The organism is Sinomonas susongensis, from assembly GCF_005877005.1.
Classification (GTDB): domain Bacteria; phylum Actinomycetota; class Actinomycetes; order Actinomycetales; family Micrococcaceae; genus Sinomonas; species Sinomonas susongensis.
The window spans coordinates 137,694-150,007 of the sequence record NZ_SSNH01000007.1; the positions used below are offsets into that span (position 1 = coordinate 137,694).

Genomic DNA, 12,314 nt, shown 5'->3' on the forward strand with positions numbered 1-12,314 from the left:
GAAAACGTGAACGAGGACTACGAGAAGCTGCGATCAAGGATCGCCGAACGTATGTGGGAGGTGTTCCCTCCCATGGAGGAGGAGATCGAGCACACCGACGTCATCCCCAAGGACGTCATGGTGCCCGCGCTTCAAGAGGTGGGCGCTCTCGGTCTCCTCGTGCCGAAGGAATACGGGGGAGCCGGACTGACCGTCACCCAGTACCTGCCGATCCTCGCGGACCTGTCCCGCATCCACGGAGGACTGCGTGGCTTCGTCCATGCCCACAACTCGTCCACCCACGTGTTCAGCATGCTGGCCAGCGAAGAACAGAAGGCGCGACTCCTGCCACTTGCGGCGCGAGGCGAGGTCAGCTTCGGCATGGGTATCACCGAACCCGATCACGGCACGGGGGCCGACATCGGCACGACCGCCACCCGGGACGGCGAGCACTACGTCCTGACCGGGCAGAAGTGGCTGACGACCAACTCAGACTGGGTCCGCTACTTCATCGTCTTCTGCAAGACCGACCCGGCAGCCGGGGCCGCAGGAGTCAGCGCCATCCTGATGGAGCGGGATGCGGAAGGCCTGCGGATTGACCCGCTGCCCCCGACCCTGGGAACCCGCGGGCTCCAGCACGGCCACGTCCAGATGGAGCGAGTACGCGTCCCCATCGGCAACCGGCTGGGCCGCGAGGGCGAGGGCCTTGGCCTGATCGAAGAGGGCATGGAGTTGAGTCGGGTGTTCGTCGCAGCCTCCTCGCTCGGCACAGCCGAGGAGGCACTGCAGATGTCGCTCGCACGGGCGCGCTCCCGGGAGACTTTCGGACAGCCGATCGGCACGCGTCAGGCGGTGCAACGCTACCTTGCGGAGATGGCCACAGACGTCCTCGCCCTGCGCTCCATGCTGGAGAACACTGCCGCGCGGATCGACGCCGGCCACCGGGTGCCGGCAGAGGCCTCCGCCTGCAAGCTCTTCGGGCTCGAAGCGGTCTGCCGCGTTACCGACCGCGCGCTCCTCGTGTTCGGCGGCATCGGCTTCACCCGCAAGTTCCCCATCGAGCGCATGCTCCGGGATGCGCGCGCGAACGTCGTCGAGGAGGGGCCGCCGGCGATCCAGCACCTCGTCATCGCCCGCACGATGCTGATGGGCTACTACTTCGAGGGCTCCATCTTCGACACGCCGTACACACGTGCTGTCACTGCAACCGTCTGACCATGCCGTAGGGCATCCAGACCCAGAGAGGAAATGATGGGACGCACCATTATCGACATGTCCGACCGCGTCGTACTGGTCACCGGGGCCGGGCAGGGCGTCGGGCGTCAGATAGCGCTCGACGCAGCAAGCAATGGAGCCAGGGCGGTCGTCGTCAACGATTTCGTTCCCGAGCGTGCCGAGGCCGTCGCGGAGGAGGTCCGCAAGGAAGGCGCCGCCGCACTGGCGCTGCCCTTCGACGTGACGTCCCCGGACGCGGTAGAGGCCGCTTTCGCTCGCGTCCGCGAAGAGTTCGGCGAACTGCACGCCCTCGTCAACAACGCCGGCAACGCCGGCGCGGGCGGGAAGGCCCGTTTCGAGGACTTCTGGTCTGAGCCCGTGGACGGCTGGAATGCCTGGCTGGGCACGAACCTCTTCGGCGTCATGAACTGCGTACGTGCCGGCGTACCACTCATGCGAGGGCACGGCCAGGGGCGCATCGTCACGGTCATCTCCGATGCTGGAAGGGTCGGCGAGGCTGGCCTGGAGGTCTACTCCGCAGCGAAGGCGGGCGCGGCCGGATTCATGCGCGCCGTGGCGCGAAGCGCCGGGCGTTTCGGCATCACCGCCAACAGCGTTTCAATCTCGGCCACGCGTACACCCTTCGTGGAAGCGATGCTCGACGACGAGGCGGCCGCGAAGGAGCAGCTGAAGCGCTACATCATCCGGCGCTTCGGCACGCCGGAAGACATCGCCGGCATGGTGGTCTTCCTCTCCAGCACCGCCGGTGCATGGGTCACGGGCCAGACCATCTCGGTCAACGGTGGATACGCGGTGATCCCGTGACCGCGACCGCCCCTGCGATCGAGATGTTCGCCTGCGCCTCGTGCTCCGCCGTGCACCTGGAAGTCCTCAACGGGCGCTGCCCGAGCTGTGGATCGGCAGACCTCGCTCCCGTTGCAGTCGAAGGCTCGGGCCGGGTGGCTTCGGCCACCACTGTGCGGCTCGCACCTCCAGGCGTGGACGTGCCGTACGTCATCGCGTACGCCGACTTCGAACCCGGTGCCCGCCTGCTTGGCCGCTCCGAGTCACCGCTGGACATCGGCGACGCCGTGAGACTTGTGCGGGTCGACGATCCAGTAGAGCGCTTCCGATTCATTCCCGATGAGGTCAGGCCATGACCCGCGCGTACGTGTCCGGCGTCGGCATGACGTCGTTCGGCAAGCATCCAGACGACTCCGTCGAGGATCTCGGCGCCGCGGCGGTCAGTGAAGCACTGGAGGACGCCGGGATCGCCGCGCCCGAGGTCGATGCGGTGGTGTCCTCCAACGTTCTCGGCGGAGGCGCCGTGGGGCAGCGCGTGCTCGAGCGTGTCGGACTGCTGGGACGGCCGGTCGTGAACGTGGAGAACGCCTGTGCCAGTGGTTCCACCGCCGTCCATCTCGCCCGGGGCATGATCGAGGCGGGGCAGCACGACACCGTCCTCGTGATCGGCGCAGAGCGGATGACGGGGTTGTTCCAGGGCGGCATCACACTTGATCGCACCGATCGCCCGACTCGAATCGGCCTGACGATCCCTGCTGTCTACGCCCTCTGGGCACAGGCGTATACGCAGCGCCATGGGGTGCCCCCCGAACTGCTCGCCAAGGTGAGTGTCAAGAACCGGGCCTACGGGGCGAACAATCCCTTGGCCATGTTCAAGGCGCCTGTCACCGCCGAAGAGGTCCTCGCGTCCAAGCCGGTAGCGGATCCGTTGACGCTTCTCCAGTCCTGCGCCAACAGCGACGGGGCCGCGGCGCTCGTTCTCACGAGCGGCACCCGTGGCGAAGGCCCTCGCGGCCAAGTGCGGATTCTCGGCTCCGGTCTCGCATCCGGGCGGCCGATCGACCGCAGCACAGATCTGGCGCGCCTGGGAGTCAGCAGGGCATCGGCGGAGGCCGCCTACCGGTCCGCCGGGTTGACGCCGCGGGACCTCGACCTGGCCGAGATCCACGACGCATTCACCATCGGCGAAGTGCTCGCCACCGAGGCGCTGGGCATTGCGGAGGAAGGTCGCGCGCTGCTCGACGACCTCATCCCGATCAACGTGAGCGGGGGCCTGCTCTCCAAGGGGCACCCGGTGGGAGCCACTGGGGTGGCCCAGATCGTCGAGCTCACAAGGCAGCTCCGCGGCGAAGCGGGCGACCGCCAGGTGGTAGGAGCCAGGACGGCGATCGCCCACACAGTCGGAGGAGGCGTCGGAACGCTGGAGGCCATCGCCAGCGGAACCATCATCATCGGCTGAAGCGGCTGAAGCGGCTGAAGCGGCTGAAGCGGCTGAAGCGGCTGAAGCGGCTGAAGCGGCTGAAGCGGCGGTCGGCAGAGTGCGTGAGGAATCACCTGCGCGGCAGTGTTGCCTTAGACATAGACACGTGTAAATATTGATGCGTGTCTATGTCTCTGGAACTGACGCCGGTGCAGGCGGTTGCCTGCTGTTCGCCCCTGACCCGTGAACCCGTGTCCGAGGAGGTGGCTGAGCAAGTCTCCGTCATGCTGAAGGCGCTCGGGGACCCGGTGCGGCTGCGGCTGATGTCGCTGGTCGCCTCGCATCAGGGCGGGGAGGCGTGCGTCTGCGACCTGAATGACGCCTTCGAGCTCTCGCAGCCCACGATCAGCCATCACCTGAAGGTGCTTCACGAGGCTGGCCTGCTCGAACGCGAGAAGCGCGGGGTCTGGGCGTACTACCGTGCCCGGACCGAGGTGCTAGCGAACCTCGCAGCCGTGATCGGGGGGAGTGAGCGATGAGCCTGCTCGCCCGCCGCGCCGCCGCAGAGCTGGCGGGCACGGCATTCCTGGTGATCGCCGTCGTCGGCTCCGGGATCATGGCGTCCAGGCTTTCCCCCAACGACGTCGGGCTGGCCCTGCTCGAGAACAGCGTCGCGACGGGAGCTGCGCTCGTGGCGCTCATCGTGGCCCTGCAGCCCGTCTCGGCGTCGTTCAACCCGGTGGTGACGCTCGTGGAGAAGGCCCTTGGCCTGCTGGACTGGCGCACCGCCGGGGCGCTGATCGTCGCGCAGTTCCTCGGCGGAGTGCTCGGCACCGTGGTGGCGAACCTGATGTTCGGCCTCGACGCCGTCGCCCTCTCCGCCCACGCCCGAAGCGGGGGCGGTCTGTGGCTCGGCGAGGTCGTGGCCACTGTCGGACTCCTGCTCGTCGTCTTCGGCACCGTCCGCTCCGGCCGGGCCGACCGAGTTGCCTTCGCCGTCGGCGCCTACATCGCCGCGGCCTACTGGTTCACGAGCTCGACGAGCTTCGCCAATCCTGCCGTCACGGTCGCACGCACGCTGACGGACACCTTCGCCGGGATCGCCCCAGCCTCGGCCCCCGGGTTCGTCTTGGCCCAGCTGGTTGGCGGAGTCCTCGGGTTCCTGCTCGTCCGGTTCCTCTACACGTCCCTCCCTGTGCCTGCCGCAAGCGAGTCCGCTGCGGCCGATCGAAAGGTCGCCTCATGAGCGCCAAGCCCTCCGTCCTGTTCGTCTGTGTCCACAACGCGGGCCGGTCCCAGATGGCCGCCGCCTATCTGAACCGCCTCTCCGGCGGCCGTGTCGAGGTGCGCTCCGCAGGTTCCGAGCCCGCCGACAAGGTCAATCCCGCGGCGGTCGAGGCCATGCTCGAGGACGGCATCGACATCCGCAACGAGATCCCCAAGATCCTCACCACGGAAGCCGTGAAGGACTCCGATGTCGTGATCACGATGGGCTGCGGCGACACCTGCCCCATCTTCCCGGGCAAGCGCTACGAAGACTGGGATCTCGAAGACCCGGCAGGGAAGGGAGTCGACGCGGTGCGCCCGATCCGCGACGAGATCAGGGGCCGGATCGAGGGCCTCATCGCCGAACTGCTGCCTACAGCCTGAGGATTCATCCCTGGCGAAAGAGGAGAGGAGGTGCGCTCCCATGACGACAGGCTGCTGCGAGAACGGCTGCTGCGACGACGACCAGGACTGCTGCTGACCAGCGGCAGTGCCGGAAAGGGGCGAGGACTCGAGGCAACCGAATCCTCGCCCCTGCGCATGGCGGTTGGCGGTGCCAGCTTCGGCACCGATGTCGCTCGGTAAGGCCGCATTCCCCGGGGAGCCTACGGCACAGGCACGTCGTCGAGGAAGGGGACCTTGGCGATGGCTTGCCGGTAGGCCTGGACTATGTCGTCAAGGGGCACATTCCCGAGCGAGAGCGAGAGTTGGAGTCCCTCCAACTCTCCAAGGCATGCCTCGGCGGCGCTGACCTGGGCGGCGACGTTCGATGAATTGGCCAGGTTGGTCGCTATGGCGGCCGTGATTGAGAGCAGGACCGCGGCCAGGCAGAGGACACGCCAGACGACCGAGTCGTCGGCAAGCGCAAACAGATTCTTGAGCGCTTCGGTGAACTTGGTTCCGCCGGCCGCGGGACCGACCGTGAATGCTGCGGCCAGGGAACTGCCGAGAAGGCTGATGTTGGTCAGGCGACTCCTTCGCGGACGTGCGCGGCGGAGGAAATCCCGGATCGTTCCGCGCCGCTCCTCAATCAGGGCAGACAGTTCCTTGCGGGCGCCGGCGTCCTCGTCCATGTCCAACCTCCATGGTGAGCGGGTGTCGAAGATCGCACCAGTGTGTCAGCGGCGAAGTTCGATGTATACGGGACATCGACCCTCTTACCCGGCCAGCGTCGAAGACCGCAATTTGATCCGCCCGGGCCGTGGAGAGCCGGGAGGCGTTCCAGACAGTGAGGCGTCGAGCGTGTCCGGCCGATCAGGCCGGCTCGATGAGTTCCGGTCCGTTGTTGCGGACGCTGTTGACGAGGTCCCCGACCACGCGGGGCACGAGATGCGGCTCCGGCATGGCGTCGATGAGGCTCCGGACGTCGCCCTCCGACGTGATCTCGGGATTGAGCCAGTCCGCCCACAGGTCTCGCGGAACCATGAGCGGAGTGCGGTCATGGATGTGCCCGAGCGCGTCCGAGGCGGGGGCTGTGATGATGGTGCACGTGCGGAGCCAGCGGTGCGGGTCGTCGGGCGGGAGCGAGGGGTCGGGCCAGTTCTCGAAGAGGGCCGCGAATGCGAGGACATCCTCCGAGGGGGCATGGAGGTACGTCGGAATCTTGGCTGTCTTCCCGCCTGTCTCCTCCTTCTGCCACTCGTAGTACCCGTCGGCCGGCACGAGCGCGCGCCGCTGCGCAGCTGCCTTGCGGAACGACGGCTTCTCCGTCACCGTCTCGCGCCTGGCATTGATGAGCCTCGCCGCCCCCTTCGCGTCCTTCGCCCACGAGGGCACGAGGCCCCAGCGGGCCGTCACGAGTTTGCGCGAGAGGTTCTTCGTCTCCCGGTCCCGCCTGTCGAGGACGATCGGCACCGGGTCCGTCGGGGCGACGTTGTAGGAGGGCTCGAGGGACTCGACCAGGGTTTCGTCGACGTCGAACTCGGCCACAAGGTCGCCGACCGCTCTTGCCATGACGTATCTGCCGCACATGCGGCCCATTATTCACCGTTCATCGGGCCTGCGCGGAGGGGCTTACACTTGGCGTGTTCGAAGATATGTTCGATGCAGGAGCCGATCCCGTGGCGGAAGAATTCACCCATCTCCACGTCGCGAGTGCGTTCAGTGCCCACTACGGCGTGTCCTGGCCTGAGGACCTCGCCGCAGCGGCGGCGGCCGACGGCGCGAGCGCCCTTGCGTGCACGGACCGCGACGGCCTCTATGGTGCAGTCAAGCACCTTGCCGCGTGCAGGAGAGAGGGCATCGACCCGATCGTGGGCGTCGACCTCGCCGTCCTGGCCGAGCCGGAAGCGGACGACGGCGGGGCGCACCATGCTGTGCGAAAGCAGCGGCGGGGCGCGGCGGGCCTGGCGGGCCGCGTCGTCGTCCTCGCCCACGGCCACGACGGCGGGGCCGGATGGAAGGCACTGTGCCGCCTCGTCTCGGACGCCCACGCCCACACGAGCGGGAAGGCGAACAGCCCGGTCCCGGTCGGCATCCTCCGCTCTGAGCTGGCTGCGCGGTGTGTCGATCCGGACACCGGGCGGCCAGTCCTCACGGTGCTCATCGGGCCGGACTCGGACGTCGGCCGGGCCATGTCCGGCCGCCGCTTCCTGCGCCCTCGGACGCTCTTCAGGGAGTGGCTGGACGCCATGCCCGCGGGGGTCCTCGCCGTCGAGCTCGTCACGCACCTGAGCGCCCCCGGCCAGCCGCTCAGCACAAGCCACGCTGTCCGCATGCTGCGCCTCGCGAGCGAGCACGCGATCCCGGCGGTGCTCACCAACGCAGTTCGCTACGTCGAGGAGGACGGCGCCGCGACGGCCGACGTCCTCGACGCCGCCCGCACCCTCACGCCCCTCGAGCGGCTTGGCATTCCCGGCGATCCCCTGACCCTGCCGGGCGAATCCGCACTCCAGCCGACTGGCCAGGGCTGGCTCAAGCCTGCCGAACACATGCGCCAGCTCGGCCGCGAGATCATCCGCGCGGCGGGACTGGGGGGCCAAGACCTCGCGAACCTCCTCGGCAACACCGAACGGATCGCCGACCGCTGCCGCCTCGAGCCCACGGCGGACGCCGGATGGGGTAGGCCGGTGGTCCCGGAGGCCTCCGTCATCGGTATCGTCGGCGCACCCCAGCAGGAACTCGCCGAGCGGTGCCGAGCAGGAATCGCCGCACGCTTCCCCGGCCTCTCGGGGGAGGGAGAGGAGCGAGTCCGGCGGCGGCTCGACCACGAACTGCAGATCGTGCGGGACCTCGGCTTCGCCTCCTACTTCCTCACTGTCGCCGAGGTCGCCGAGATGATCCGCGAGATGGGCGTCCGGTCGGCTGCGCGGGGATCGGGAGCGTCGAGCCTCGTCAACTATCTGCTCGGGATCAGCCACGTCGACCCCCTGCGCCACGATCTCATCTTCGAGCGCTTCCTCTCCCGCGACCGCTCGACGCTTCCCGACATCGACATCGACGTCGAAAGCGCCGAACGGCACAACGTCTACCGCCGTATCTTCCAGCGCTTCGGCGCACAGCGCGTGACGCTCATGAGCATGCAGAACGGCTACCGCGCCCGTGGGGCCGTCCGCGATGCAGGCCTCGCGCTCGGCCTCGACGAGGATGAAGTCGGGGACATCGCGAAGCAGCTGTGGCGGTTCTCGGCGAGCCACTTCCGGGAGGCGCTCGGAGAGAAGCCCGAGCTGCGCGAATTCTCCGCACAGGTCGGGAAGGACCAACAGCTCGAGCTCCTCGTGGACCTGACGGAGCGGCTCGACCGGCTTCCGCGCCATATCTCCATGCATCCCTGCGGAGTAATCCTCGGCGATGCGCGCCTGCTGGACCGTACGCCGGTCCAGCCGAGCGGGATGGGGCTTCCGATGAGCCAGTTCGACAAGCACGACATGGACCCGATGGGCATGCTCAAGCTCGACGTGCTCGGCGTGCGCATGCAGAGCTCGATGGCGTTCGCCGTGAAGGAGGTCGCGCGGGTCGAGGGGACGGCGATCGATCTCGACGCGGTCCCGTTCGACGACGAGCCGACGTACGAGCTCATCCGCTCGACCCACACGCTGGGCTGCTTCCAAATCGAATCGCCTGGGCAACGGGAGCTCGTCGGAAAGATGGCTCCGCGGGAATTCAACGACCTCATCATCGACATCTCGCTCTTCCGCCCGGGACCCATGAAGTCGGACATGGTGCGGCCGTTCCTCGAGTACCGCCATGGTTTTGCGCCAGCGCACTATCCGCACCCGGACATGAAGCCGTTCCTCGCCGAGACCCACGGGGTCACGGTGTTCCACGAGCAGGTGCTCCGGACATTCGACCTGTTCACGGGCTGCGGACTCGCCCGCGCCGACGAGCTCCGCCGGAAACTCGGGCAGCCGGCGCTCGAGCCGGAAGTCGAGGCCTTCTTCCGCACCGGTGCGAAGGCGAAGGGCTACACCCCGGACACCGTCGACGCTGTGTGGGGAACGATCAAGGCCTTCGGCAGCTTCGGATTCTGCAAGGCCCACGGCGCGGCCTTCGCGGTGCCGACGTACCAGTCGGCGTGGCTCAAAGCCCATCATCCGGAGGCATTCCTCGCGGGGATCTTCGAGCACGACCCGGGGATGTACCCGAAACGGCTGCTCGTCGCGGAGGCACGCCGAATGGGGATCCCGATCCTGCCGGTGGACATCAACGCGAGCAGCGACGAGTACAGGGTCGAGCGCATCGAGTCGGGCCCGGACGCGGGGAAGCTCGGTGTCCGGCTCACGCTCAAGGGGATCTACGGCCTGTCGGAGGCCGAGCTCCGCCGGATCGTCGCGGGCCAGCCCTACGCGTCGATCGCAGACGTCCGCGACCGGGCTCGGCCCACCCGGGCGAACGTCCGCCGGCTCGCAGAGCTCGGCGCCTTCGACTCGCTCCACAGGGCGGCGCAGTCGCAGGGGAGCCGGGCCGACCTCGTGGCGCACCTCGCACAGCTCGCGCCCCGGGCGTCTGCGCGGCGCGATGCCCCGATCGACGGCCAGCTCGCCCTCGACATCGCCGACGTCGAGCTCGCCAACCTGCGCGCCGAACTCCCCGAACCGGGACTCGACGAGAAGGTCCGGGCCGAGCTCGACCTCATGGCCGTCGACGCGAGCGCCCACCTCATGGACAGCCATCGACCGCTGCTCGAGAGGCTGGGGGTGACGACGGCGGACAGGCTCCTCGGGCTGCGGAACGGCACGGAGGTCCTCGTTGCCGGCGTGCGCGTCGCGACCCAGACGCCGCCGATGCGCGGCGGCAAGCGGGTCGTCTTCATCAGCATCGACGACGGGACAGGCTGCGTCGACTCGGTCTTCTTCACAGAGGCGCAGGAGAAGGCCGGGCCGCTCCTGTTCGGCACGCGGCTCCTGCTCATCCGGGGCCGGACCCGGCGCACCGGGCCCCGAGGGATCAGCCTCGGCGCGGACATGGCCTGGGATCTCGCCGAACTCGAACGCGTGCTCGACCCCGAGCATCCTGCACTGCCTGAGCCGGGGTCGACGCCCGCGGCGTAGCCGAGCGCGACGGTGCGGCGAACGGGCGGCTGCGCCGTTTCCGATAGGCTTGACGATGGCTGGCTGTGGTCTCCGTATACCACAAGCTATGAAGCCGAGAGATCAAGAGGAGACGCCTGTGTCAGATGCCCAGCAGATAACGATCAACGTGGACGGCGAGGAGCGGACCGTCACGCAGGGCACCACGGGAGCGGACCTCTTCGACGGGCGCCGCGATATCGTCGTCGTCCGCGTTGACGGCGTCCTGAAGGACCTCGACCAGCCCCTCCCGGACGGCGCATCGGTCGAGGGCGTCGACATCGCGTCGGAAGACGGCCTCAACGTCCTGCGGCACTCGACTGCGCACGTCATGGCGCAGGCCGTCCAGCAGCTGCGCCCCGACGCGAAGCTCGGCATCGGCCCGTACATCAAGGACGGTTTCTACTTCGACTTCGATGTTGACGAGCCCTTCACCCCCGAGGACCTCCGGACCCTCGAGAAGATGATGCTCAAGATCGTCAACCAGAACCAGCTCTTCCGCCGCAGGGTCGTGACTGAGGTCGAGGCCGGGGCCGCCATGGCCAACGAGCCCTACAAGCTCATCATCCTCGGGGCCAAGGACCACCAGTCCGAAGGGGCGGCGAAGGAAGGCGCGAACGTCGAGGTCGGCGCGGGCGAGATCACGATCTACGACAACGTGGACCGCAAGAGCGGCGACGTCGTGTGGTGCGACCTCTGCCGCGGACCCCACCTGCCCAACACGAAGCTCATCTCGAACGCGTTCGCCCTCACCCGGTCCGCGGCCGCCTACTGGCTCGGAAGCGAGAAGAACAAGCAGCTCCAGCGCATCTACGGCACCGCGTGGCCCACCAAGGAAGCGCTCAAGGAGTACCAGGACCGCATCGCCGAAGCCGAGCGGCGCGACCACCGGAAGCTCGGCGCAGAGCTCGACCTGTTCTCCTTCCCTGACGAGCTCGGGTCGGGCCTGCCGGTCTTCCATCCCAAGGGCGGCATCATCAAGCGCGAGATGGAGGACTACGTCCGCCGTCGGCACATCGAAGAGGGCTTCCAGTACGTCGGGACACCGCACATCTCCAAGGACGGCCTGTTCCACACGTCGGGCCACCTCCCGTACTACGCGGACACGATGTTCCCGCCGCTCCACGTCGACGAGGAACGCGACGAGGAAGGCAACATCGTCAAGCCCGGGCAGGACTACCGCCTCAAGGCGATGAACTGCCCCATGCACAACCTCATCTACCGCTCGCGTGGCCGTTCGTACCGGGAGCTCCCGATGCGGCTCTTCGAGTTCGGGCACGTCTACCGCTACGAGAAGTCGGGCGTCGTCCACGGTCTGACCCGTGTCCGTGGCTTCGCTCAGGACGATTCGCACTCGTACGTCACGAAGGAGCAGGCCCCGGACGAGGTCAAGCACCTGCTGAACTTCATCCTTTCGCTCCTGCGGGACTTCGGGCTCAACGACTTCTACCTCGAGCTCTCGACGCGTGATCCCGAGTCGGACAAGTTCATCGGCACGGACGAGCAGTGGGAAGAGGCCACGGCCGTCCTCGAGCGGGTGGCGCGTGAGACCGGCCTCGAGCTCGTCCCGGATCCCGGGGGAGCGGCGTACTACGGCCCCAAGATCTCCGTCCAGGCGAGGGACGCCATCGGACGCACGTGGCAGATGTCCACCGTGCAGTACGACTTCAACCAGCCTGCTCGGTTCGGGCTCGAGTACCAGGCCGCCGACGGCACACGCCAGGAGCCGGTCATGATCCACGCCGCGAAGTTCGGCTCGATCGAGCGCTTCCTGGGCGTCCTGACCGAGCACTACGCGGGCGCCTTCCCGGCCTGGCTCGCGCCGGTCCAAGTGGTCGCCATCCCGGTTGCCGAGGCCTTCAACGACTACCTGTACGACGTCGTCGCCCGGCTCAAGAAGGAGGGGATCCGTGCCGAGGTGGACGCCTCGAGCGACAGGTTCCCGAAGAAGATCCGTACGGCGAGCAAGGACAAGGTTCCGTTCGTTCTGATTGCGGGCGGCGAGGACGCCGAGGCGGGCGCCGTCTCCTTCCGCTTCCGTGACGGAAGCCAGGACAACGGGGTGCCGGTCGACGAGGCCGTCAAGCGGATCGTCGAGGCCGTGCGTACGAGGGCGCTCTGAT

General features: G+C 67.9%; 11 protein-coding genes. 9 read left to right on the top strand and 2 right to left on the bottom strand.

Annotated elements, in window-relative coordinates; translation table 11 throughout:
- Window positions 1–6 precede the first annotated feature (6 nt).
- From E6A21_RS11175 to E6A21_RS11205, 7 genes are all read left to right on the top strand, one after another.
- The gene (locus E6A21_RS11175; RefSeq protein ID WP_212745923.1) at window positions 7–1,194 is read left to right on the top strand and encodes an acyl-CoA dehydrogenase family protein; all 1,188 of its coding nucleotides are present in this window, start codon (window positions 7–9) and stop codon (window positions 1,192–1,194) included.
- A gap of 36 nt (window positions 1,195–1,230) precedes the next feature.
- Window positions 1,231–2,019 carry an SDR family NAD(P)-dependent oxidoreductase gene (locus tag E6A21_RS11180; RefSeq protein ID WP_138444226.1) on the top strand — a complete coding sequence of 263 codons (789 nt, stop codon included), beginning with the start codon at window positions 1,231–1,233 and terminating at the stop codon, window positions 2,017–2,019.
- On the top strand, window positions 2,016–2,354 hold the full coding sequence (locus E6A21_RS11185) for a Zn-ribbon domain-containing OB-fold protein (protein ID WP_171041369.1): 339 nt from the start codon (window positions 2,016–2,018) through the stop codon (window positions 2,352–2,354). The genes E6A21_RS11180 and E6A21_RS11185 overlap by 4 nt, the downstream gene beginning before the upstream one ends.
- Window positions 2,351–3,457, top strand: a complete 1,107-nt coding sequence (locus E6A21_RS11190) for a thiolase family protein (protein ID WP_138444228.1) — start codon at window positions 2,351–2,353, stop codon at window positions 3,455–3,457. Before E6A21_RS11185 ends, E6A21_RS11190 begins: the two co-directional genes overlap by 4 nt.
- 149 nt (window positions 3,458–3,606) lie before the next feature.
- Complete coding sequence (locus E6A21_RS11195; protein ID WP_138444325.1) at window positions 3,607–3,957, top strand: ArsR/SmtB family transcription factor; 351 nt, start codon at window positions 3,607–3,609, stop codon at window positions 3,955–3,957.
- Window positions 3,954–4,664 carry an aquaporin gene (locus E6A21_RS11200; protein WP_138444229.1) on the top strand — a complete coding sequence of 237 codons (711 nt, stop codon included), beginning with the start codon at window positions 3,954–3,956 and terminating at the stop codon, window positions 4,662–4,664. The genes E6A21_RS11195 and E6A21_RS11200 overlap by 4 nt, the downstream gene beginning before the upstream one ends.
- Entirely contained in the window at window positions 4,661–5,068 is a 408-nt protein-coding gene (locus E6A21_RS11205) for an arsenate reductase ArsC (protein ID WP_138444230.1), read from the top strand. The genes E6A21_RS11200 and E6A21_RS11205 overlap by 4 nt, the downstream gene beginning before the upstream one ends.
- A gap of 221 nt (window positions 5,069–5,289) precedes the next feature.
- On the opposite strand, the gene E6A21_RS11210 is transcribed toward E6A21_RS11205, so the two are convergent.
- Together E6A21_RS11210 and E6A21_RS11215 are read right to left on the bottom strand one after the other, a co-directional pair.
- Window positions 5,290–5,757 carry a hypothetical protein gene (locus tag E6A21_RS11210; protein WP_138444231.1) on the bottom strand — a complete coding sequence of 156 codons (468 nt, stop codon included), beginning with the start codon at window positions 5,755–5,757 and terminating at the stop codon, window positions 5,290–5,292.
- 181 nt (window positions 5,758–5,938) lie between these two features.
- A complete protein-coding gene (locus tag E6A21_RS11215; RefSeq protein ID WP_138444232.1) occupies window positions 5,939–6,655 on the bottom strand; it encodes an SOS response-associated peptidase in 717 nt (238 codons plus the stop codon).
- Window positions 6,656–6,744: 89 nt separating this feature from the next.
- Here E6A21_RS11215 and E6A21_RS11220 point away from each other — a divergent pair, with 89 nt between their 5' ends.
- Both E6A21_RS11220 and thrS read left to right on the top strand, forming a co-directional pair.
- Window positions 6,745–10,173, top strand: coding sequence for a DNA polymerase III subunit alpha (locus E6A21_RS11220; protein ID WP_246036404.1), 3,429 nt, complete (start codon window positions 6,745–6,747; stop codon window positions 10,171–10,173).
- 118 nt (window positions 10,174–10,291) lie between these two features.
- Window positions 10,292–12,313, top strand: a complete 2,022-nt coding sequence (gene thrS / locus E6A21_RS11225; protein ID WP_138444233.1) for a threonine--tRNA ligase — start codon at window positions 10,292–10,294, stop codon at window positions 12,311–12,313.
- Window position 12,314: the final 1 nt, after the last annotated feature.

What these genes read in the sequence shown, in the direction of transcription:
- E6A21_RS11205 (WP_138444230.1), top strand. Translation starts at nt 4,661, where the DNA reads ATGAGCGCCAAGCCCTCCGTCCTGTTCGTCTGTGTCCACAACGCGGGC.
- E6A21_RS11190 (WP_138444228.1), top strand. Translation starts at nt 2,351, where the DNA reads ATGACCCGCGCGTACGTGTCCGGCGTCGGCATGACGTCGTTCGGCAAG.
- E6A21_RS11210 (WP_138444231.1), bottom strand. Translation starts at nt 5,757, where the DNA reads ATGGACGAGGACGCCGGCGCCCGCAAGGAACTGTCTGCCCTGATTGAG.
- E6A21_RS11195 (WP_138444325.1), top strand. Translation starts at nt 3,607, where the DNA reads ATGTCTCTGGAACTGACGCCGGTGCAGGCGGTTGCCTGCTGTTCGCCC.
- E6A21_RS11215 (WP_138444232.1), bottom strand. Translation starts at nt 6,655, where the DNA reads ATGTGCGGCAGATACGTCATGGCAAGAGCGGTCGGCGACCTTGTGGCC.
- E6A21_RS11180 (WP_138444226.1), top strand. Translation starts at nt 1,231, where the DNA reads ATGGGACGCACCATTATCGACATGTCCGACCGCGTCGTACTGGTCACC.
- E6A21_RS11200 (WP_138444229.1), top strand. Translation starts at nt 3,954, where the DNA reads ATGAGCCTGCTCGCCCGCCGCGCCGCCGCAGAGCTGGCGGGCACGGCA.